Source organism: Rhizobium brockwellii (genome assembly GCF_000769405.2).
Classification (GTDB): Bacteria; Pseudomonadota; Alphaproteobacteria; order Rhizobiales; family Rhizobiaceae; genus Rhizobium; species Rhizobium brockwellii.
In genome coordinates this window covers 15,280-37,315 of record NZ_CP053440.1, presented here as the reverse complement: position 1 = coordinate 37,315, position 22,036 = coordinate 15,280, and the positions used below count along the sequence as shown (strand labels likewise).

Below are 22,036 nucleotides of genomic sequence, written 5' to 3'. Positions count from 1 at the left end.
GATTCCAGGGAGGGTTTGCCGATTGGCTAACGTGTCCGCCCCACACCCGCTAGCCAATCGTTTGATTTTCAATCGCTGCTGACTGCCGAGCCAAACCGTCATCACCAAGAGGAATCAGGAATTGCTTTTGCTGGAACGCGAACCGGACATGTCGATGGAGATGGACGAACCATCCGTCGTTGCAACCTGGGAAAACCGCGCGCAAATACTCGAAATCATGAGCAGCGCGCACGAGATGAGCCAACAATTTCAAAATCTCTGGAAGAGCAGCGGCGGAACGGGCCGGCTCAGCCAAGACGATACGGATAAGTTGGTCGAGTTGCTGCGGCAGATCGGCGACCTTAATGAAACTCTCATGCGATTGGCCTGAAAGGCGTCAGGTACGACCGCCAAGCATGCTTCGGGAATTCAAAATTGCCATGGTGAGATCAACTCAAGACCTGTGGTCGCAAAGTCCCCCAGGTTTCGCGTCGCAAGTCGACCGCCATTAACCCGAGCAATAGCGGCTATCATGCCATCCGGAGCCGACATTCCACGCCCTTGACGAGCAGCAAGGCCCCTGATGTCGCCATAAGCAAGAGCTGGCTCTTCGGTCAGACCGAAAATCCGGTCCGCGAAGCGACGGCGCCAGTCGGAGAGCCCCCTGTTCGAGGCGTTCGCCTCGCTGATCGGGTCGGATCTTCTGGATACCAAAAGCTATTTCCGCAATTGTCACCGCCGGCAACGCCAATTCTGCATCATGACGGACCAGCCATGTGATCACTGCCTCGTCGGTCGACTTTTTAGGTTTCCGATATGACATTGGTATCGAGGAAGATCAAAGTTCGATGCCCCTATGCGCCTGCCTGTCCTCTTTGAGGACTGAATTCAAAGTCGATATCCGTGCCACTTTGCTGTGAAAGACAAGCATAGAAGGTCGTGGCCGCCTCGCAGTCGGTCCCCCGTATTTCATACGATTCGAGAGCCCGCTCAACGATGTCAGCTATTGAGCGATTTTCGCGCCGGGCAAACCGATGTGCAAGATCGCGTGCCTTCGCACTGCGCACGGAAAGTTGAGGTTCGGCCATGTCGGCCTCCTTTCATCTGCATGTAGCAGCAGTCCGCCAGCCATCAAGATGGCAGATGATGGCTGGATACCACAAGTATTCCCGGTCCTGATTTTGTTCCGATGTCAAAAAGAATTAACCATATTTCAGTGTTCTTTCGACATAATACTTCACGAGGGATCAGGCATCTCAGACAGAGAAGCCGTATCATGTGGGAGACAGTCCTTGGCATTCACCATTGCCCGCAGTCTGGTTGCGTTCGGTGTCGCCGTTTCGGCAGGCCTTTTCATGTCGATCGGGTTGCAGCAATCGGCGCTCGAACGGCTGAAAGTCAACGGGCCGGTGTACGAACAGGTCGTCTACGGCAAGGATCTGATCGCCGATATTCTGCCACCGCCACTGTTTGTGGTGGAATCCTACATGCTGTCCTTCGAAGCGAGCAAATTTCCAGAGCTCACAGAAACCAATCTTGCCAAGATCGCAAATCTCAAGGCCGCTTACGACGACCGCCGCGCCTATTGGAAAACCACCCGGCTGCCGCAGGCTTTGAAGGACGAGCTTGAAAACGATGTCATCGCCAAAGGCGATGCATTCTGGGGAGTGATGAACCGTGAGATCATCCCGGCCCTGAATGCCAAGGACGAAGACAAGGCGCATGATGCGATCGAGCAGTTGCGCGTCGCCTTTCATTCGCACCAGGACGCGGTCGAGAAACTCGTTGCCAATTCCGACGCCTTCCTGAAGGGCGAGGAGCGCAATGCGGCCTCGGAGATCGTCACCTGGACGATCTATGCGGGTGCTGCAGGCTTCGGATCGTTCGCGCTGCTGCTGGTGGGGCTTTATCTCCTGCGACGCCGGGCGATCGTGCCGCTCGATGGCATGAAGGCCTATATGGGCAATCTTGCCGAAGGCGATTTTTCGACCGACGTTCCCTATGCCAACCGGTCCGACGAGATCGGCGCCATGTCCAACGCCGTCGCGGTATTCCGCCGCAACGCACTTGAGCGGCAGGACGCACAGAAGCGTGAGACCGCACTTCGCGATGCGGAATTCGAGCGTGAACGCAGCCAGCTGGCCGAAAAGGCCGCCGAGGAACAGATCCGCGAAGCGGTGATCGATCAGCTGACCTACGGCCTGGAACAGCTATCGACCGGCAATCTCGATTGCCGGATCAAGACACCCTTCGCCGCTGCCTACGAGACTTTGCGCGCGAAGTTCAACGACAGTATGGACGCGCTTTGCGCTTCGATGGCGGAGATCGCCCAGACCTCCAAGCAAGTGGGCAGCTCCTCGGCCGGCATCACCGATGCAGCCGACAGTCTTGCGTCGCGCACCGAACAGCAGGCCGCGATGCTCGAAGAGGCGACAGCCGCGCTCGATGAAATGAATATTAAGGCCAAAGACGCCTCCGACCATGCCGGCAGGGCGACAGGCATGATGGCCGAGACCCGCACCAGCGCCGAACATTCGGCAGCCGTCGTTCGCGAAGCCATCGCCGCCATGGAAAGGATCGAAGGCTCGTCCTCCCAGATTGGCGCCATCGTCAATGTCATCGATGAAATCGCCTTCCAGACCAATCTTCTGGCGCTCAATGCCGGGGTTGAAGCAGCGCGCGCCGGCGAAGCAGGCAAGGGTTTTGCCGTTGTCGCACAGGAAGTACGCGAACTTGCCATGCGCTCGGCCAACGCCGCCAAGGAGATCAGAGCTCTGATCTCCACCTCCTCTGCCCAGGTCTCCACCGGTGTGGACCTCGTCAACCGCACCGGTAAGGCGCTGCTGGAAATCGAAGGACAGGTCAAGCAGGTTGCCGGCCTGATCGCCCGCATCGTTTCGGTGTCGTCCGAACAGGCGGTAGCAATCGGCGAGATCAATGCCTCCGTCAACGCCCTGGATCAGGTCACCCAACGCAACGCGGCCATGGCCGTCGAAACCGCCTCGGCCTGCCGGGCGCTCGGCAGCCAGACGCAGACGTTGGAGGGAGTCGTCAACCGCTTTCAGGTCGATGCTGGAGCCAGCACGTCCAGACCGCAGAAAGCTGCTTGACGCGTCAGCGGCTTCCTACCACTCCACAGGTGAACCTTCTTCGGTCTGCGGCGTTTCACGGCCATGGAAAATCATGATGGCGCAAAGCTTTCGAAGACGACGCGACCGTTCGCGCCAAAAGGTCGCTGATGCCAGCCTCCGCCAGCACGAAACACCTGACGTCCATCGAACTCGGAAGAATTCGGCGCGCCGTCGGCATAGCGCGCCTGATGGATACCGCGGTCAGACTGCCTGTCATCGGCGTGCGTATCGGTGCGGATTCGGTTCTCGGCCTCATCCCCGCCATCGGCGACATTGCCGGATCCCTCATCGGTCTTTTCATCATCGATGAGGCAAGACGTCTCGGCATTCCCACCCACAAACTCGCCCGCATGGCCGTCAATCTCGGCATCGACGCCGCCGGCGGAACGGTTCCGCTGCTTGGCGATCTCTTCGACGTCTATTTCAAATCTCATCGTCGAAACGTCGGCATCATTCTCGACCACTTTGGGATCAGCGAGGACGAGCTGAACCGGCGCATTTGACGAAGCCTGTCGCCTCGAGGGTCTGGATCAGGTCCGAACGCCCTTCCCTGTCAGAAACGCCAGAGCCGCTGCGCCGACGAGGCCCGAGTTCTGGTCCAACGCCGCCAGCATTACCCTGACATCCTTGAATGCCGGCATTGCCCATTGCGTGATGTAGCCTTGAATGCCGGGTTGGAGCCGGTCGAACTCGTGGGAAAGCCCGCCTCCCATTACGATGATATCGGGACTGAAGATATGGATCAGGCTGGTGAAGCCGCGGCCGAGAATTTCCGCTTCCTCGTCAATCAGTTGATTTGCCAGACGATCGCCGTTTCTGGCGGCGGCAAAAACGCTGCGGCTGTCGATGGTGCCGCCATCGCTGCCGATCGTCGTCCCGCTCGATTCCATCGCTCTCATTTGGGCGCGTTGCGCAAAAGCCGTTCCGGATCCGTAGGCCTCGAAACAGCCCCTGTTGCCGCAGGGACAAAGTTCTCCGTTCGGCACGACCGACATGTGCCCGACATGGGCTGCCATGCCCTTGCGGCCGCGCACGACGCGACCATCCGACACAACGCCACCGCCAATGCCGGTGCTCACCGTGACATAGACCAGATTATCGAGCCCCTTGCCGGCTCCGAACTGCCACTCGCCGATGGCAGCGGCAATCGCATCGTTCTCGAGGTCGACCGGAAACGGAAACCGCTTCTGCAACTCCGCCTTCAGCGGAAAGTCGACAAAGCCGGATAGGGTCGGGATATTCGAAGCGACACCGGCGACCGTATCGAGCGGGCCTGGAGCGGATACGCCGACGCCCACCACCGAAGCGGGGTTCGATGCTGCAAGCAGTCCATCGGTCAGGCCGCAGATTTGGGCGAGAACGCGGTCGGGGCCTGCCAGCGCATCCGTCGGTTCGGCTGCGCGCGCCAGGATGCTGCCCTGCTCGTCGACGAGGGCAGCGCGCACCTGCGTCCCACCGAGGTCGATTCCAATGGCAACCTGCTGCATGTGAAGACCATGAGTTAGAGTGCGCGCACCCATGCCATCCGCTCGTCGAGCGATGGCGCATTGAAAGCCAGCGAACCGAAGACCACCGTTTCCGCACCCGACTGGCGCAGAAGCGGCACGGTGTGCTCGCGAATACCGCCGTCGGCCGCCAGCACGATCCGATGCGCCGCACCGCAACCGGCGATGATTTGCTTAGCTTGTTGAAGCCGCGCTCCGGCTTTTTCGTCGAGACCCTGGCCCTTCACGCCGATCGCCGTGCCGAGCAGCGTCACAAAGCGCAGCCGGGAAGCATATTTCTCGACGCGTTCGACAGGGGTGTCGACCTTGAGCACCATGCCGGCTGCGACACCGCGGCGATCGAGAAGATCGAGAGCTTCGGCGGCGACGCTTTCGTTTTCAACGTGAAGACTGATCAGGTCGCTGCCCGCATCGGCGAACTGCTCGATCTGCGACAGAAGGATGCTGTCGGCAACCATCAGGTGAACATGGATCGGGCGCGAGGACACTTTGCGCACGCCGGCAACAAGATCAGGGAAAAACAACATGGCCGGCGCGAAATGGCCATCGGCGACATCGATGTGGAGAATGTCGACGTAAGGATCGACACGCGCCAGATCATCCGCCAGACGTACGAGATCGGCCGACCAGACCGAGAATTCGGCAATCAGGCGATCCTTTGGAAGATCGGTGATCCAGGACTTGGAGGGGGTCGTCATTGTTTCAGAGCTCCTTCAGAAAATGGCCCATGGCAAGCCGGAAGTCGGCGACGTATCGCGGGCGGCTCTCGGTCTTCGGCGTGATCTGCACGAAACGCGCGCCGGCGATCCGTTCGGCAAGAGCACGCGCATAGCTGAGAGGATGAATGCTGTCCCGATCATGGCCGATAACCAGCGTCGGTACGGTGAGATTGCCGACGTCCTCGTCGGTCACATCAGGACCGTCATTAGAAATCCTGGTGAGCAGTTCGGCGGTCACATCCAAAGGCGTGCGGGAGAAAAAACCGGCAAGCGAGGCCAAATTGTCCGGCGCCTCGGCGGCGAGCCGCGCGCCCACCGGCCCTGCAAGGAACGCGGTCTTTGCGTCATCCGGCGGCAGAGTTTTCAAAAGCCGCCCGACTTCGGCGTTGGGTGCCATATTCTCCGGCGTGGATGCCGTCAGCCAGGCGGGCCTTGCGATGATCAGAGCCTTGACGAGATCCGGTCGCTTGACCGCCAGACGTAAAGCGATCGCCGCGCCCATCGAGACGCCGCCGATCACGATCGGCGGCGTAAGGTTTTTTTCGATATAGGCGGCGATATCATCGCAGAAGGTCGCGATCGACAGTTGCTCCGGATCGCCGGCTTGGGAATGGCCGTGGCCGCGCGCTTCGATCGTAACCCGGCGAAAACCCGCTTCGAGCGGAAAGACCTCATCGGTCTGCGTCGCGTCGCCGCATAAGCCATGCTGGAATATGACGGACGCGCCCTCGCCCGCCATATCGACATTGAGAATGGTCCCATCGCTGGTTTCGAACGGTTGAGCCCGTCTCATCTTCCTGCCCCCGCAGCTTCGCCGCTGAGACTGCTCTTCAGGAAGGTCGCCGCACCGGCCGCCTCCGAAGCCGAAAGACCATGTGTCACGAGACTGCCCTCGAAGCCGATCGCCTTGAGACGGCCGAGATAATGCGCGTAGTCGAGCACACCTTTGCCGGCGGTCGCAAACCGTCCGTCCGGATTGCGATCTTTCGCATGCGCCATGACAATCCGATCGGCCAGGAGGTCGATAGCGGAAGAGACAATGTTCCGCTGCTCATCCAGCGTCGCGACCTCGAAGAGATTGGCCGGATCGAGCACGACCTTGATGCGGGGGCTCTTCAGTGCCGCGATCAGCCGATAGGCTTTCTCGGCCGAGTTGACGACATTGGCAAGCTCGGGCTCGATGCCGAGATCGACATTGTAGCGCTCAGCGATCTCAATGGCCGTCCCCATGGCCTCGAGGAGATCCCGCCAGGCCTCCGGCGTGTCGTTGTCGGCATGCGCCTTCCACTGGTCGATGGGGTCGCGCGTGCCGGTGCAGAGCGTGATCAGTGCGCTCGACATGCCGGCGCAGCGATCGGCCAGCGTTGCCAGTCTGCGAAGTCCGGCCTCGCGAACGGCGGGATCCGGATGGATCATGTTGAAGGTGCCGGAAACTGCGACGATTTCGACGCCGCTGCTCAGCGCCGCTTCGCCGACTGCGCGGGCCTGGGCTTCGGTAATCGTCTCCGGCATCGGCGCAAGGCCCGAGCAGGCCATATTATATTGGGCGCAGGTGAACCCGGCTGCGGCGACCGCATTGAGAACGGTTGCGGGTTCCGTTCCCTCGAAGGTCTTTGCGAAGATGCCGAGCTTCATCACACGCCACCCGTGACGTCGGACAGCGCAACCGCCTTGCCGCTTTCGGCGGAACGCGCGACGGCGACCATGGCCCGGACGGATGCCAGGCCATCATCGATGTCGGCGCCTTCCATCACGGCGCCATCCAGAATGGTGCGGGCGAAGCCTTCGACCTGACGACGATAGAAATGGCCGTCGGCACCGAGGACGCGATAGGTCGCGCCGTCCGCTTCCCGGAAAATGTCCACCTCGCTGGTCTTGTAGTACCATGGGTTATAGGTCTTGCCCAAAATGCTGCCGTTCTTGCCGTAGATCTGGAAGCCTTCGTGCCAGTCCATGCGCACCTGGACGGTAAGATCGAGATGGCCCAGCGTGCCGGAGGCAAATTCCACGTCCACGAACCAGCACCAGATACCGGCGCGCTCGGACAGGCGAGCGTTGACGGAGACGATGTCGCCGGCGAAATACCGTGCCGTGTCGATCAGATGGCAACCGTGCGCAAGCATGTAGTAACGCCGCAGGTCGGCTTTCGGATTGGCGGAGGGTTTTCGCGCATTGGCGCTGGTGACGATCAGCGGCTGGACCGCATCGGTCATCGGATAGCGATGCGTGCTGTCGCAATACCATGCTTTCAGAGCAACCATCTCGCCCATTTCATCGCGGATGAAGGATTTGGCAGCCTGCAGCCCCGCGTCGAAACGCTTCATATGCCCGACCTGAAACACCTTTCCCGACGTGTCGACCACAGCCTTCAGTTCAAGGCATTCCTCGATGGTGACACCGACGGGTTTTTCGCAGAGGACATGTTTGCCTGCCTGAAGGGCGCGAATGGAAGCCGGGACATGAAAGGCATCGGCGGTCGCGATGACCACGGCATCGAGGTCGGGATCGGCCAGCATCTTATCGTAGTCGTCATAGGTTTTTTCCGCCCCATGGGTGATGGCCATACGTTCGCGGAGATCTTCGGCAACGTCGCAAATCGCATAGAGGTCGGCATTGGCTGCCTTCGTGCAGCTCTCGAAATGCGCGGCCTGGGCAATCTGGCCCGCTCCCAATACGCCGATGCGGAGACGTCGTTCCTGTTTTGCTGGCATCGATAAGCCCTTTAAGTCGGATACTGAAGTTGAACGCTGGTTTCGGCGTCGGACGGAATGCTTTCAAGACATCGAACGTCGCCGACGGCTTCTGGCCGGACTGCCAGCAGCGCGCGCCGGCTCTCCCTCGTCACGTCACAGCGCCATATGCGTTTGAGGGTGGAAAAAGTGCAGTTTCGCCGGGTCGATGGCCAGATCGATCGATTGGCCTGTCTCGACCGCGCTGACCGCTTCGAACCGCGCGACTGCATTGGCGGCCCCGCTCAGGTCCTCGACGGCATCGGGGTCGCCCGAGTCGATGCGGACCGCGTCGATCTTCAAATGCACGATCAGCTCGGAGCCAAGCTCCTCGATCGATTTCACGACAACCGGGATCGTCGGATGGGAGGCTCCTGACGGCAACCGGCTGTCGTAGAGGTCCTCGGGCCTGACCCCAAAGATCACGTCCCTTCCCTCGAAAGCAGATAGACCGGGAGCGCGCTCGAAGGCGCCGCCGGACAAGGGAATCGAGAAGCCCGGCAGATGGATCCGTCCGCCCGCCAGACGCCCTTCGAAAAGGTTCATCGACGGCGAACCGATAAAGCCGGCGACAAACGCATTGACCGGGCGGTGATACAGAGCCTTGGGCGTATCCACCTGCTGAAGCACACCGCCCTTCAGCACCGCGACTCGATCGCCCATGGTCAGCGCTTCGGTCTGGTCGTGCGTGACGTAGATCGTCGTCACGCCCAGCTGTCTCTGCAGGCTGGCGATCTCGGCCCGCATCTGAACACGCAGCTTCGCATCAAGGTTCGAGAGCGGTTCGTCCATGAGGAATGCCGCGGGCTCGCGGACCATGGCGCGGCCCATCGCAACGCGCTGGCGCTGGCCGCCGGAAAGCTGTGCGGGTTTGTTGCCCAGCAAGGGTTCCAGCTGCAGGATCTTGGCGATCTCGTGCACGCGCTTGGTGCGTTCGGCTTTGTTCTTTCCGGCCAGCTTCATTGAAAAGGCGATGTTGTCGAAGACGGTCATGTGCGGATAAAGCGCATAGCTCTGAAAGACCATGGCAATGTCCCGGTCCTTGGGCGCGAGATCCACGACGTCCTGACCGCCGATGCTCAATGTTCCGCTGCTGATTTCCTCAAGCCCGGCAATCATGCGCAGAGCGGTCGATTTTCCACATCCGGACGGCCCGACCAGAATCAGAAACTCGCCATCATGGATCGTCAGGCTCAGATCCTTGATCGCATGGTAGCTGTTTCCATAGGTCTTGCAGATTTTGTCGAGTACAACCACAGCCACGTCTCGTCCTCCCGTACCAGTCCGGATCACATCTTCAAACGGCTCCCCGCCGTCTCCGATCCTTTCGACAAGAAAGCTCAGGACTGAGCGTCAAAGTCAATAAAAGAATCGAGGATAGCCGGCCATAGATCACCAACATCTCTTAATATATATTTGAAAAATATAGATATTTTCCGATAAATTAAAAATCAATTGCGGAATTATATTTTTTATCGCGCGTAACTTTTACGGTCGAAGTCACAGCTGTTTGAATGCGATTCAATGACACGTCACCCGTGAGGCTCTGTTGGGGCGGTCGACCGGAGCCGGCACCCATCGCCGCCCGCGCTCATTCTTGACGTCCGGGAATCGGGAGCGGCGCGGGCGCATCCTCCGCCGCCATCCATGCCAGGCACATCAGGTGATCTGGCAGGCCTCGGCGCCCTCCCCGTGCGGTCACGGAAATGGCGGCAGCCGCTGTGGCATAGGCAATGCAATCAAGCGGGCTCTCACCCCTAGCGAGGGCAAGGGCGTAGGCACCGTGAAAGCAATCCCCGGCGCCGGTCGTGTCGACTGCCTGAACCTGAAAGGCCGGCACATGCCACCGGGTCGCATCGCCTTTCTGGCGGAGGTAAGTCCCTCGTTCACCATCAGTCAGGACAACCGCGGATCGATCCGCGGACCAGAGCTTGTCCAGGATCATCGTGGGATCACCCTCGCCGGTGTACTCCCGCCCGAAGGCAAGCGGCAGCACCAGGTGGTCGGCGAAAGCCAGGATCCGGTCGGTCGCGGCGCCGACCGTCCATTCGATATCGGCAACCACGGCTAGGCCCAAAGCGCGTGCGCGCGCTACGACACTTTCGGAGTGCGTGGCATAGCCGTCGATCAGCAGTACCGGGGCCTTCATCAGAACGTCGTCGGGCAGCGCATCTGACGTGCCGTGCAGCACATCGTCGTCATAAGCGATGAACCGGTCGCCGTCGGGACCAACCGTGATCACGGAGCGGATCGGCGCGGCATCAGCGTGGCGGGGAGCCAGCGATATGTCGACGCCGTCCCGCTCGAGTTCACTGCCCGCCACGTCGGCCGCCCGCTCATCACCGAGCCAGCCGATGAAGCCGGCCTGACCGCCGAGCCGAGCGACGGCAACAAGGGCCGTCGCCACGTTGCCGCCATGGTCCGTGGCACGCTTCGTCACTTTTCCCTTGCCGGCCGTCAGCCCCCGATCGACATAGATGATGTCATCGATTGCCAGAGCGCCGAAGCCCAGAACCTGGAAAGGGTGCGACACGTCTCAAGCACCGGCCGCTGCCAGCGCATCCTCCGGCGCCATCCCGTTGTGAATGACGAACTTGAAGGCGCGCGCGGCCATGGTGGTATCGCCGTGACCCCAAAGGTTGCGACCGACGACCGCGCCTTTGGCTCCGGCGCGCAATGCTTCCGACGTCTGGACGAGCGCTCCGAGCAGCGTATCTGTCTTCGGGCCGCCGGCGATCACGACTGGAATCGGGCAGGTCGCAACGGTCTCGCGGAAGGATTCGAAATCGCCGGTATAGCCGACCTTGATCACGTCGACGCCGGCCTCGAAGCCGATGCGCACCGCATAGGCAATCTCATCCGGGGTGAACACGATCTTGCCGCCGTCGGAGAAATCACGGGGATAGACATGGGCGACGACCGGCATCTCGAAGCGGGCGGCGGCGTTGACCGTATCGGTGAGCCAGCGAATGTACTCTCCTTCGGTGGCGCCGCGCACGGGAATGGCGACAGCCAGTGCGTCCGCACCATAACGCACTGCGTCTTCCGGGGTCGCAATGAGCTGGCGAATGCGGTCGTCGGCGGTAAAGCAACCGCCCTGGATGACCAGCGCTGCCTTTCCGGCATATTCCGACCAGAGGTGGCGCGCCGCGCCGGGCTGGATACTGATGTAGTCAGGCCCCCCCGCCATGACGCGTCTGAGCGCACCCGGCAGGTCGGCAAGCCCGCCCTCACGCACATTGCCATAACCGACAAAATGATCGACGGCGCCTCCGAACAGATGACCCGATGGGTTCGAGAACAGGCGTGCGAGGCGGATTTTGGTTCCGAGACCCATGGCTAGACTTCCTTTGTGATTGCCGGCTTTGTGATTGCAGGCTTGCGATTGCCGGCACCGATGCTGGAAAAATCCTAACTCGAAAACAAACAAACATTCAATATTTCGATTTCTTTCGTTTTTACATGAATGATGAATTTTTGACGTGCATTTTCGTCACCATGCGTCTATTTTTGTAGCAGGAGCCGTAGGATAAGGCGGCGAACTTTCGTTTTTCAAAAGTCATACGGTCGCAAAGGGCGACAGGTCGGGATCACATATGCTTGCAGAGCAGAGGCGGCAGCAGATCATGCTGGAACTTCAACGGGTCGGTCAGGCACGCACCCGCCAGCTCGCGGAATTCTTCGAGGTCTCGGAAGTGACTATCCGCTCCGATCTCGAAATCATGGACGCCAAGAAGCAGCTGATCAAAACGCATGGCGGGGCAATCGCCCTGCCGTCCGACTCTCCGGCAGCGGCCTTCGAGGAACGCATGCAACGCAATTTCGATGCGAAGCGACGCATCGCCCAGATGGCTGCGCGACAGATCATCGACAATCAGTCGATCGTCTTCGACAGCGGTTCGACCCTATTACAGGTGGCCATGCAGATGCCGCCGGTCAGCAACGTCGTGGTTGCGACGACGGCGATGAACATCGCCCAGCATCTGATGTACCGGCCAGGGCTCGATGTACATATGATCGGCGGCCGCGTATTTCCAAGCACCGTGAGCACGATAGTACAAGATTCCGACAAGGCGGTCGGCGGCCTGGTCGCCCACCAGGCTTTTGTCGGCGCCCACGCGATCGATCAGGCCTTCGATGTCGTCGATGTCTCCGAGGACGTGGCACGGACCAAGCGCAACCTGGTTCGCATGGCCCGGCGTGTCGTCCTGGTGGCGGATTCGAGCAAATTTGACATCGGCGCCTCCTCCAAAGCCTTCTCGCTATCGCGCGTCGATCTGATCATCACGGACAGCAACATGCCGCACAGCATTCGCCACCGGCTGGACAAGCTGGGCGTGGAGGTTCGCTACGCGTGACCTGCAGTCCACCTGTCCATTTCAGACGAGAGCCGGGAGAGACTTTGGCGCGGGCCGAAGGCCCCGGTCGATTCCGAGGAAAGCGAGATGGGCTAATATCCCAGACGTCGAAGCGTCTCGCGGTTCGCTCGAACGGCCGCGGCAGGATCGGTTCCGGCATGGTCCGATTCTTCTTCCACCACGATCCAGCCGGTAAAGTTCGGCGCATCCCGAACGGCGGAAATCACGGCAGGCACATCGCAGACGCCTTCGCCGAGCATAGCCCAGGTCCCTCCGGCGTCGACATCCTTCAGATGCACGTAACGGATCCGGTCCCGGTGGGCCGCCAGCGTATCGCCGACCTGCTGGCGGCCACGCAGGATATGGCCGGTATCCGGCACCCAACCCACTTGTGGATCCAAGAGAGCAAACAGTTGATCATAGTCGCTCCGCGTGAACAGCAGCGTGTTGTGGTGCGAGGAAGGATGGACAGCTACAGCGACGCCAGCCGACTGTCCGATCTCGGTCGCACGATTGTAGCACTCGGCCGCAATGGCGAATTTCTCATCGCGCGGACCATCCGAGACGACCGTCGCCGATCCCATCGATATCATCGCGCCGGGAAAATTCGCCGCGAAATCGACCCATCGCCGCGCCGCGTCGAGATCGGAGGCAATCTTTTCCGCCACCGTGAAGCCGCTGGCGGAGCCGAAGGCAAAGGAGATCAGCGTCAAACCGGCATCCGTCAGGGTACGGACAAAGTCGGCAGGCTTGAGCGCGTAGTGACCGATCATCGTGTCGGTGATTTCGATACCGGCATATCCGCCGTCGGCAATGGCGCGCACCAGATCGTCCGGGCCGCCGCTCCAACCCGTGCCCAGCATCTCCCAGGTGAATGTTTGGCAGCCGATCTGCAGCTCAGCATTTTTCATATCGCGATCCTGACCTATTCGTTGATGACAGCCGCGAAGCCGGCGGCTTCCCCGCGCGGGCTATCCTCGGGGGCTTCGCCGGCCTTGCCAAACCCCTTCCGCCTGGAGAGGCGGCCGAAGAGCGGAACGGCGGTCTCTTCGGCGGGGATTGCGACGCCAGCGTCTTGCCACTACCTACGGTCAAATGTTACCGTGCGTCAATATATTTTATTCCTTGCGATTAAAATGTAACACACTCCTCAACCCTTCGCACCCGCAACGGCAAAATCAGGTTCTTAGATGGCACAGACCAATGACATGAAACTCAGGATCGGCGTTGTCGGATGCGGCAATATTTCGCTTGCCTATATGCGCAACGCACCGCTGTTTTGCGGCGTCGAAATCACCGCATGTGCAGATCTCAACGCAGACGCCGCCAAGCGTCGCGCGGCGGAGTTCAATTTGCGCGCGGCTGACGTCGATAGCCTCATTGACGATAGGAACATCGACCTCGTCCTCAACCTGACGATCCCGGCTGCGCATTTTGACGTTTCGATGCGCGCTCTGTCGGCAGGCAAGCATGTCTTCACGGAGAAGCCGCTCGGCGTCACGGCCGCAGAAGGACGCCGCTTGGTGGATGCCGCCGACGCCAAGGGCCTCATGCTCGGCTCGGCGCCAGACACGTTCCTCGGCGCGGCCGGACGCCATGCCCGGCGGCAGATGGAAGCCGGCGCGATCGGCAAGCCGGTGACCGGGACAGCCTTCATGATGGGGCGCGGCATGGAGCACTGGCATCCGGATCCCAGCTTTTATTACCAGGCCGGCGCGGGCCCGCTCATGGATATGGGGCCTTATTATCTCACGATGATGGTCAATCTGATGGGGCCGATCCGCCGTGTGCAGGCCGTCACCACAAGCGGGCAGGAAGAGCGACTGATCACGGCGGAGGGACCCAAGCAGGGCACCACGTTCAAGGTCGGCACGCCGACCAGCGTGCTGTCGCTGCTGGAATTCGATTGCGGTGCTACAGTCACCTTCGGCACCTCCTGGGACGTATTTCGCCACTCCAACCATCCCATCGAACTCCACGGCACCGAAGGCTCGCTGCGCCTGCCCGACCCCGACAATTTCGGCGGCTCCGTCGGGCTCTCCGGCCGGGGCGCGCCCTGGCAGGAAACGGATACATCAGGCGAACTTTTCGGTGCCGTCAATTGGCCGATCACAGCGCCTGATCGTGCCAACTATCGCATGCTTGGTCTTGCCGATCTCGCACGCGCAATCATCGAAGGCCGTAAGCCGCGCGCTTCGGGCGATCTCGCGTTGCATGTGCTCGAAGTCATGGAAGCGATCCTGCGTGCCGGCGAAACCGGTGCCGCGCAGACCATTTCGGGTATAGTCGCGCAGCCGAGGGAATTGCAGGAAGACGAAGCGAGGAGTTTGCTGGCATGACACAACTGGATGAATCCGCCAAACGCGCGCTTGCATGGCCGGGCGATCCGGAAACGCCGGTCGAAAACTGCACGCCAGCGCTGGCGCGGCAGCAATATCTGGATAGTTTCGCAGACATCCAGCGGCCGCTCGAAGACGTGGCCGAGATCCTGGAAAGGCATTTGGGCGCAATCAGGTTGAAGATATGGCGCGGACGGACCGCGCCGTGCCAGGCCGCACCCACCTTGCTTTATCTCCATGGCGGCGGCTTTGTGATCGGCGCGCCGGAAACCCATGAGGATATCTGCCGGACGCTTGCCAACATGGTAGGCGCCGTCGTCGTTTCGCCCGACTATCGCCTCGCCCCGGAACACCCCTTTCCCGCTGCCATTGACGATTGCGCCGCCACACTCGTCTGGATGACGGAGCAGGCGGATGCGCTGGGCATCGATCCCTTGCGAATTCTCGTCGCCGGCGATAGCGCCGGCGGCAATCTGGCCGCCGTCGTCGCCCTGCTGGCGCGGGACGGACAGGTGCCGCCTGTCATCGGACAGGCGCTGATCTATCCGGTGACCGACCAGTTGCAGACAAGCGACAGCTACTCACGTTACGAAGAGGATTTCGGCCTGACGGCAGCCGCGATGAAATGGTTCCGAGACCGCTATCTGCCGGACGCCGCGAGCCGGTCGGACTGGCGCGCCTCGCCGCTGAACGTAGCGTCGCTGGGGGGCGTGGCGCCGGCTCTTGTGATCCTTGCCGGACATGACGTGCTGTTCGACGAAGGGGCCGCTTATGCCGAGCGGCTCAGCACCGAGGCGAAGGCAACGACCCGGACCTGGCCCGGACAGATCCATGGCTTCGTGTCGAAGAGACGGGCCATTCCGGAGGGGCAAGAGGCTCTCGAAGTCATCGCAACGGCATGGCGCGCCATGGACCCAGCACTTGCCCGTTGACGCGGGAACCCGCCCAGTCTCAAGCCGACTCGCGCATGACCAGCATCGCTTCGAGGATCACCTTGTTCGTCGCAGGGGTGGTTCCATCATCCTCGCTCTCGATATGCGACAGCAAAAGCTCCACGGACTTCGCGGCGATCTCGGGCGCGTTCTGGGCCATGGTCGTCAGCGACGGGCAGGTATATCGGCTCAGCGGGTGATCGTCGTGCCCGGCGATGCGCACGTCGCAAGCGTCGTTCCGGCCGATTTTCAGTCCCGACGCGAATGCGGCTGCCATCGCGCCGAAAGCGAAGCGGTCGTTGGCGCATAGCAGCGTTTTGCCGGGAAGACCGCCATTCGCAAGAATTCTCTGCATCTGCTCGTATCCGAGACGCTCGAATTCCCAGGAAGGTGGCGCGTCGCAATCGATGACGAGCGGGGAATGCCCTTCCCTCGCCATGGTCGCGCGGTAGCCCGCCTGCCGCTCGCCGGCATTTTCGGTCATATGCGGAATTTCCAGGAAGATCGGCGGCTCACCGGACCGGCAGAGATATTGCACAATGGCTGCCATGCTTTGCGCGTTGTCGTTGCCGACATAAGGAAGGTCGGCGTCGGCAGGATTGTCGAAGCAGACGACCGGGATGGCATCCCTTAATCTTTCCAGCGCGGAACGGCGAGAGCCGGCCCCGAGCGGCGCCACGATCGCACCGGCAACCTTCAGCGAGAGCAAGGTCCGGACGGCCTCCGCCTCCAGCTCCGGCCGCGTGTGCGACGAGATTTGGACGGGCCAGAATCCCTTTTCACGCAGCTCCAGCTCGATCAGCGACACGACCTGCACATAAAAGGGATCCGACATAGTCGGGACCAGAATCCCGATATTCCTGGTCCGCTTGCGATTGAGATGCCGCGCGAAAAGGTTCGGCTCGAAATTCGACTTCTTGAGAGCCGCCTCGATACGCTTGCGGGTCACCTCCTTGATCTGCGAGGGATCATCGAAATATTTCGACAAGGTCGGACGCGATACGCCGGAGGCGCTCGCGAAGTCGTCCATCGATTTATAACTTTTCTTGGCCATTCAATTCCTTATTGGCGGGACGACGACAACTGATCGGGAACGACTTCGCACTCAACGGCAATCCGCCGACGCGCCAAATCACGCATTCGGCAATTTGTACAGGGCGATCTTCGTTTTCCGGGATTGTCGAAAATCAACGCATAACCGGCGTGATCCGTCACTTTTGTGCAGGTTCTGCCCTCCCTTTCGAAAATCGAAATATCCCTTCATTTGCGACTTGTGCAGTCTGCGCCGCGAGGTTGCAAAAGGCGCTTGTTTCAGCACCCAAAATTCGAAAATTTGCAGTGAAGAAGCCGGGTGCCACGCTTTTCATTTTGTTGGGTAAACTTTCATTTGTTTACGAAAGTAAAGAAAAAATGCGTCACAAGCAATACAAATGCTGCAGAAAAACGCTGATGATGTCAATCAATTTTATGATTTTCTATCAATGATTTAACGCAACACGCACGGTGAATGCCGGCCTCACATCTTTTCCTGATCGCAGTTCTTCATTGACAGATAGGGGCTTCAGGGAACCTACTTTGCCTACGATCTTGAGGAGGATCGATTAACTGACAATCTTTGGGAGGCACAAATGAATATTAGAAAATTCGGCGTGACGATGCGGGCTGCCGTGGCGGTATGGGCGCTCTGCGCCACGTCGGCATTTGCCGACACCACCATCGAGTTCATTCAATGGTGGGAACCCGAAATGCCGTCGGGCGCTTTGCGCGGCATCATGAACGATTTCGAAGCCAAAAACCCCGGCATCAAGGTGACGTTGGTCAGCGGTCCCTATGCCACAACGCGCGACCAGATCGTCGTCGGCGCAGCCTCCGGAACGCTGAGCGATGTGGTGGGCCTCGATGGCGCCTGGGTAAACGGGCTTGCCAAGCAGGGCGCGATCGCCTCCATGGACGAACTGATGGAGAAGGCGAAATACGACAAGAGCCAGATCACCGATATCGTCAAGGTCGATGGCAAGAGCGTGATGTTCCCGCTGGCATCCTTCGTCTACCCGGTCTTCGTGAACCTGGATATCTCCAAGGCCGCCGGCGTCGACAAGTTGCCGACCACGCGCACGGAATTTGCTGAAGCCGCGAAGAAGATGACCGACGCCTCGAAGAACCAGTACGGCTGGGTTCTGCCGCTATCGCTGCAGTCTCCGAGCGGAATCCAGAACGACGTCATGTCCTGGGTCTGGGCCTCCGGCGCCTCGATGCTGAAGGACGGCAAGCCTGACCTCGAAAATGACGCCGTCGTCGGCACGCTCGATTATCTTGCCTCGCTCAACAAGGAAGGCGTGATTTCTCCCGGCATCTTCGCCAAGAAGGAACAGGACAAGGTCGAGGAATTCGTCAACGGCCGCGTCGGCATGATGGTGGATTCCCTCGCCCATGTGAACCTCATCCGCGAGCGCAATCCGAAGCTCAACTTCGGCATCTCCGCCTTGCCGGCCACTGACGGCTACACCGGCAAGCGCGGCATGCCCTATGCCTCCTGGGGCATCGGCATCAGCGAAGGCAGCCAGCACAAGGAAGAAGCCTGGAAGCTGGTCGAATACTTGATGAGCCCTGACGTTAACGGCCGTCTCGTCTCGATTGCCAATGCCTTCCCCGGCAACGTCCATGCCAAGCCGGACTTCGTGGCCTCGGACCCGATTTTCGCGGAAGCTTTCAAAATCTTCCAGAGCGGCTATCCTGCCAACGAATTCGTTGGTCTTCCGGTTGCCGAAGAGCTGATGCGCGACATGAACGTCGAAGTCCAGAAGATGTTCGACGGCGGGCAGTCAGCCAAGGACGCAGCTGCCAATACCCAGAAGGCGTGGCTTGCGAAGTTCTAAGCACGTCGCTTTCACGATCACCGGCAGCGCAGCCTTGCGCTGCCGGTGCAAGTCGTCAAATCTCGGCAGAATGGAAAGTCACAGCTCATGAATCACTCGGCTACGGCTCTGGTCGCCGCGCATGCCAAAGCGCGAAGAAAAGGATGGCTTCGTTACAGCACCTTGAGGAAGCTGGTCCCGTATTTCTACGTGTCGCCGGCGACCCTGCTGCTTGTGCTGCTGATGCTGTTCCCGATGGTGATGGTCTTCAAATATTCTCTGATGGACGGCGCCATCATGAAAAAGACCGCTGCCTTCGCAGGGGTCCAGAACTATGTGACCATCTTCGAAAATCCGGTCTTCTGGCAGTCGGTCGCGCAGACGCTTTATTTCACCATCATGAGCGTCGTCTTCCACTTCATTATCGGCCTGGCCTTTGCGCTGCTGTTGAACACCAACCGCGTCGATCCGCTTATTCGCAGCATTCTGCGCGTGCTCTTCATCCTGCCCTGGCTGTTCACCGCCGTCATCATCGCCATCATCTGGCGCCTGCTGCTCGACCCGAACGGCGTCGTCAACAGTGTGCTGATGGCGCTCCATATCATCAACTTCAAGGTCGAGTGGTTTTCGTCGACGCGCACCGCCATACACGCTTTGACCTTCGCAAACATCTGGGCGGGTTATCCGCTTTACATGGTCAGCCTGCTCGCCGGCCTCCAGGGCATTTCCAAGGAGCTTTACGAGGCGGCCGGCATCGACGGCGCCAACGGACTCCAAAAGTTCTGGTACATCACCATTCCGCAGCTGATGCCGATCATCATCAGCATCGCGCTTCTCGATTTCATCTGGACGATGCAGGTTTTTCCGCTGGTATGGATGACGACGGGCGGCGGCCCGATCTACTCGACGGAGGTGCTCTCCACTTTCACCTACAAGCTCGCCTTCTCGCAGTATGAATTCTCGCTGGCTTCGGCGAGCGCGATGATCATCCTCATCATCTCGATGAGCGTCACCTATTTCTACATCAAACACCAGCAGCGCAGGTGACCGTCATGGCAAAGCGTTCCTTCAAAAGCTCGGTATTGCCGACCATCCTGACCTATCTCGGTCTGGCGATCGGCCTGGTTTTTTCGGCTTTTCCGATCGTGTGGATGTTTTTCAGCTCGCTGAAATCGAATACGGAAATCTTCGCCCTTCCGCCGCGGCTGTTGCCGGATGATTTCACGGTGGCCGCCTATCTGACGATTTTCAACGATCCGGTGAAAGTGCGGTTCTTTATCAACAGCTACTTTGTCGCCGGCGTCGTCACCGGTCTGACCCTCCTCGTCGCGATCGTGACCGCCTACGGCTTCAGCCGCTATCAGTTCCGTTTCAAGAACACCTTGAACATCTTCATCATCAGCACCCAGACCGTTCCGCCGATTACCCTTCTCATTCCCTATTTCGGAATGGTGGTCGCCTTCAGGATCTTCGATACCTATCTGGCGCTGATCCTGACCTACATGGTCTTCACGCTGCCTTACGCCGTCCTGTTGATGACAGGCTATCTCAACACGCTGCCGAAAGAGCTGGACGAGGCCGTCCTGGTCGACGGCGGTTCGAGCTGGACGGCGCTTTGGCGCGTCATCGTTCCGGTCTCCATCCCCGGGATCGTCGCCACCGCGGTCTACACCTTTCTGCTCGCCTGGAACGAATTCCTCTTCGCGCTGACGCTGACAAAATCGATGGACCTCAGGACGGTCCCGATCGGCATCCAGCTTCTGATGGGCCAGCACGCCTTCGAATGGAACGAGATGATGGCGATGAGCGTGCTCGGTTCCCTTCCCCTCCTGGTCCTTTATCTGGTTGCTCAACGCTACTTCCTGGCAGGCATGACCGCCGGCTCGGTCAAAAGCTGACGAGACGTCTCAGAACCTGCGCCAGCCGCGTCCAAGATCGTTTGGGCAATATCGGCAAAGCCAAGCCCGGCGGGCTGCGAGGAGACCCATTTCGGCGCGTATTGCAATTGTGAAAGAACCGGGATGATGTTGTTGACCCCGAAAGAGTTGCGGATAAAGCCAAACATCGGTGCATCGTTTCGAGAGTCACCGACGAAGGCGGTCACGGCAGCTGTTTGATCGGGATCGATACCGAACATCTCGGTTAAAACGCGCTCGCTCATCGAGCGCTTATTGTAATCGCCGATCCACGTGTTGATGTGGATGGAGCTGATCGCCACCGTTCCGCCCATGGCTCTAATGCTGGATGCCAGATCTTCGACCTCATACGGTTCCTGACCGTGAATGTCGATTGCGACATCCGCCAGCCGGAAGACCTGGTCGTGGGCAATTCTGAACGTCCGGCTATTTTGCGAGATCAGCTCTTTGATCGTCTGCAGGTGCTGGCGCTGGCGCTCACCCTGTAGGGCGCCATCCTCCCAATAGTCGAACACCACTTCGCCGTCCTGACGGGTGACGCAATATGCGCCGCTTTCGCCGATGACGGCAGCCACAGGCCAGGCGCGGACGATATGTTCGCACCATCCGGCTGAGCCGCCCGTGACCGGCACGACGGCAATTCCCGCCCGGCTGAGATCCCAGAGAGCTTCGTAGGTTTGCGGCAGAAGCTTGCCTTCGGTGGTCAGGGTATCGTCGATGTCGGTGAACAGGTAGCGCACATCCCGCAACTCGCGAGCTGATGGCGCCAGGTCTACGTAGCTCATGTCATGTCCTCGCTGCATGTGACCACGTCCAAGCCGCTCTCGGCGAGAGCATTGGTGGCGGCCGCTTCGCCAGGCAGCCGATCGGTGTAAAAACGGGCGAGTTTGCTGAATGGCGCAACACGCACGGAAGCGTTTCGCGTCCACTTGCTGACGTCTGCGGCCAAAATCTGCGTTTGCGAATTCTCAAGGAGGGCATTGGTGATTTGGGCTTCGCTATAGCTGAAATCCATCAGACCGTTGAGCGGGCTTAAAGCGCCCGCGCCGACGACTGCGTAAGTCGCATAGAATTTTTCGACGAACCTGATCACATCCGTGCCCACCACGTCGCGATCGTCGTGACGCAAAAGACCGCCCGTCAAATGCACCTCGACACTCGGCGCGTCGCAAAGGCTCAAAGCGACGTGGATGTTGTTGGTGATCACCGTCAGACCCTGGTGATCACGCAGCGCCTCGGCAACGAACCGAACCGTGCTGCCGATCCCGAGGAACACTGTCGCGTCTGCCCCTATGTCGGCGGCGACGCGCTTGGCGATCAGCCGCTTGGCCCGTCGGTTGAGCTGGGCGCGAGCATTGAGTGAGATGTTGCTCCCCGCGACCGGCAAGTCGACGCCGCCGTGGAAGCGGCGTGCGTGCCCGAGATCGCATAATGCATTGATATCGCGACGGATCGTCTGCGTCGTAAGATCATACCGACGTGCCAGTTCCTCGATGTACTGAACACCTTCCGTTTCGATCAGCGCAAGGATCTCACGTTGTCGGCTCGATATGATCCGCTGCCCCATCGCCGC

22 protein-coding genes and 2 pseudogenes are annotated in these 22,036 nt (G+C 59.9%); 10 read left to right on the top strand and 14 right to left on the bottom strand.

From position 1 onward, the window contains the following. The first annotated feature begins 121 nt into the window (after positions 1–121). Positions 122–370: a hypothetical protein gene (locus RLCC275e_RS23800; protein WP_003562543.1), complete on the top strand. Its 249-nt coding sequence runs from the start codon at positions 122–124 to the stop codon at positions 368–370. Between the two features lie 38 nt (positions 371–408). Here RLCC275e_RS23800 and RLCC275e_RS23795 read toward each other — a convergent pair. Next, positions 409–821, bottom strand: a pseudogene (locus RLCC275e_RS23795) (type II toxin-antitoxin system VapC family toxin). Further along, positions 818–1,067: pseudogene (locus RLCC275e_RS23790) on the bottom strand (plasmid stabilization protein). The pseudogenes RLCC275e_RS23795 and RLCC275e_RS23790 overlap by 4 nt, the downstream one beginning before the upstream one ends. A gap of 204 nt (positions 1,068–1,271) precedes the next feature. Between RLCC275e_RS23790 and RLCC275e_RS23785 the strand changes: the two are divergent. Together RLCC275e_RS23785 and RLCC275e_RS23780 are read left to right on the top strand one after the other, a co-directional pair. Next, positions 1,272–3,089, top strand: coding sequence for a methyl-accepting chemotaxis protein (locus RLCC275e_RS23785; RefSeq protein ID WP_033183227.1), 1,818 nt, complete (start codon positions 1,272–1,274; stop codon positions 3,087–3,089). Between the two features lie 128 nt (positions 3,090–3,217). Continuing rightward, positions 3,218–3,613: a DUF4112 domain-containing protein gene (locus tag RLCC275e_RS23780; protein WP_033183228.1), complete on the top strand. Its 396-nt coding sequence runs from the start codon at positions 3,218–3,220 to the stop codon at positions 3,611–3,613. Between the two features lie 27 nt (positions 3,614–3,640). On the opposite strand, the gene RLCC275e_RS23775 is transcribed toward RLCC275e_RS23780, so the two are convergent. The 8 genes from RLCC275e_RS23775 to RLCC275e_RS23740 form a co-directional block, all read right to left on the bottom strand. Continuing rightward, positions 3,641–4,597 (bottom strand): ROK family protein, encoded by a 957-nt coding sequence (locus RLCC275e_RS23775; protein ID WP_033183229.1) that lies wholly within the window; start codon positions 4,595–4,597, stop codon positions 3,641–3,643. A gap of 14 nt (positions 4,598–4,611) precedes the next feature. Next, positions 4,612–5,313, bottom strand: a complete 702-nt coding sequence (locus tag RLCC275e_RS23770; RefSeq protein WP_028744137.1) for a ribulose-phosphate 3-epimerase — start codon at positions 5,311–5,313, stop codon at positions 4,612–4,614. A 4-nt stretch (positions 5,314–5,317) separates the two neighbouring features. Beyond that, a complete protein-coding gene (locus tag RLCC275e_RS23765; RefSeq protein ID WP_028744136.1) occupies positions 5,318–6,127 on the bottom strand; it encodes an alpha/beta fold hydrolase in 810 nt (269 codons plus the stop codon). Next, a complete protein-coding gene (locus RLCC275e_RS23760) occupies positions 6,124–6,969 on the bottom strand; it encodes a sugar phosphate isomerase/epimerase family protein (RefSeq protein WP_028744135.1) in 846 nt (281 codons plus the stop codon). Before RLCC275e_RS23760 ends, RLCC275e_RS23765 begins: the two co-directional genes overlap by 4 nt. Further along, positions 6,969–8,045: a Gfo/Idh/MocA family protein gene (locus tag RLCC275e_RS23755; protein WP_028744134.1), complete on the bottom strand. Its 1,077-nt coding sequence runs from the start codon at positions 8,043–8,045 to the stop codon at positions 6,969–6,971. Before RLCC275e_RS23755 ends, RLCC275e_RS23760 begins: the two co-directional genes overlap by 1 nt. Positions 8,046–8,180: 135 nt before the next feature. Further along, a complete protein-coding gene (locus tag RLCC275e_RS23750) occupies positions 8,181–9,326 on the bottom strand; it encodes an ABC transporter ATP-binding protein (RefSeq protein ID WP_028744133.1) in 1,146 nt (381 codons plus the stop codon). A gap of 328 nt (positions 9,327–9,654) precedes the next feature. Next, entirely contained in the window at positions 9,655–10,596 is a 942-nt protein-coding gene (locus tag RLCC275e_RS23745; RefSeq protein ID WP_028744132.1) for a PfkB family carbohydrate kinase, read from the bottom strand. Between the two features lie 3 nt (positions 10,597–10,599). Continuing rightward, a complete protein-coding gene (locus RLCC275e_RS23740) occupies positions 10,600–11,400 on the bottom strand; it encodes a beta/alpha barrel domain-containing protein (protein ID WP_028744131.1) in 801 nt (266 codons plus the stop codon). Positions 11,401–11,659: 259 nt separating this feature from the next. On the opposite strand from RLCC275e_RS23740, the gene RLCC275e_RS23735 reads away from it, so the two are divergent. Beyond that, positions 11,660–12,421, top strand: coding sequence for a DeoR/GlpR family DNA-binding transcription regulator (locus tag RLCC275e_RS23735; RefSeq protein ID WP_028744130.1), 762 nt, complete (start codon positions 11,660–11,662; stop codon positions 12,419–12,421). 92 nt (positions 12,422–12,513) lie between these two features. On the opposite strand, the gene RLCC275e_RS23730 is transcribed toward RLCC275e_RS23735, so the two are convergent. After that, positions 12,514–13,332 (bottom strand): sugar phosphate isomerase/epimerase family protein, encoded by an 819-nt coding sequence (locus tag RLCC275e_RS23730; protein ID WP_028744129.1) that lies wholly within the window; start codon positions 13,330–13,332, stop codon positions 12,514–12,516. 279 nt (positions 13,333–13,611) lie between these two features. On the opposite strand from RLCC275e_RS23730, the gene RLCC275e_RS23725 reads away from it, so the two are divergent. Further along, positions 13,612–14,760, top strand: coding sequence for a Gfo/Idh/MocA family protein (locus RLCC275e_RS23725; protein ID WP_033183230.1), 1,149 nt, complete (start codon positions 13,612–13,614; stop codon positions 14,758–14,760). Then, positions 14,757–15,692, top strand: a complete 936-nt coding sequence (locus tag RLCC275e_RS23720) for an alpha/beta hydrolase (protein ID WP_033183231.1) — start codon at positions 14,757–14,759, stop codon at positions 15,690–15,692. The genes RLCC275e_RS23725 and RLCC275e_RS23720 overlap by 4 nt, the downstream gene beginning before the upstream one ends. A gap of 19 nt (positions 15,693–15,711) precedes the next feature. Here the strand turns inward: RLCC275e_RS23720 and RLCC275e_RS23715 are convergent, their stop codons facing one another. Beyond that, positions 15,712–16,746: a LacI family DNA-binding transcriptional regulator gene (locus RLCC275e_RS23715; RefSeq protein ID WP_033183232.1), complete on the bottom strand. Its 1,035-nt coding sequence runs from the start codon at positions 16,744–16,746 to the stop codon at positions 15,712–15,714. 11 nt (positions 16,747–16,757) lie between these two features. Here RLCC275e_RS23715 and RLCC275e_RS23710 point away from each other — a divergent pair, with 11 nt between their 5' ends. The 4 genes from RLCC275e_RS23710 (at position 16,758) to RLCC275e_RS23695 (ending at position 20,445) form a co-directional block, all read left to right on the top strand. After that, the gene (locus tag RLCC275e_RS23710; RefSeq protein ID WP_130707983.1) at positions 16,758–17,177 is read left to right on the top strand and encodes a hypothetical protein; all 420 of its coding nucleotides are present in this window, start codon (positions 16,758–16,760) and stop codon (positions 17,175–17,177) included. Between the two features lie 143 nt (positions 17,178–17,320). Next, positions 17,321–18,568 carry an ABC transporter substrate-binding protein gene (locus tag RLCC275e_RS23705; RefSeq protein WP_012755531.1) on the top strand — a complete coding sequence of 416 codons (1,248 nt, stop codon included), beginning with the start codon at positions 17,321–17,323 and terminating at the stop codon, positions 18,566–18,568. An 87-nt stretch (positions 18,569–18,655) separates the two neighbouring features. After that, the gene (locus RLCC275e_RS23700) at positions 18,656–19,594 is read left to right on the top strand and encodes a carbohydrate ABC transporter permease (protein ID WP_033183233.1); all 939 of its coding nucleotides are present in this window, start codon (positions 18,656–18,658) and stop codon (positions 19,592–19,594) included. A gap of 5 nt (positions 19,595–19,599) precedes the next feature. Beyond that, positions 19,600–20,445, top strand: a complete 846-nt coding sequence (locus tag RLCC275e_RS23695) for a carbohydrate ABC transporter permease (RefSeq protein ID WP_033183234.1) — start codon at positions 19,600–19,602, stop codon at positions 20,443–20,445. Here the strand turns inward: RLCC275e_RS23695 and RLCC275e_RS23690 are convergent. Beyond that, the gene (locus RLCC275e_RS23690) at positions 20,403–21,248 is read right to left on the bottom strand and encodes an HAD-IIB family hydrolase (RefSeq protein ID WP_033183235.1); all 846 of its coding nucleotides are present in this window, start codon (positions 21,246–21,248) and stop codon (positions 20,403–20,405) included. The genes RLCC275e_RS23695 and RLCC275e_RS23690 overlap by 43 nt on opposite strands. After that, on the bottom strand, positions 21,245–22,030 hold the full coding sequence (locus RLCC275e_RS23685) for a DeoR/GlpR family DNA-binding transcription regulator (RefSeq protein ID WP_033183236.1): 786 nt from the start codon (positions 22,028–22,030) through the stop codon (positions 21,245–21,247). The genes RLCC275e_RS23690 and RLCC275e_RS23685 overlap by 4 nt, the downstream gene beginning before the upstream one ends. Positions 22,031–22,036: the final 6 nt, after the last annotated feature.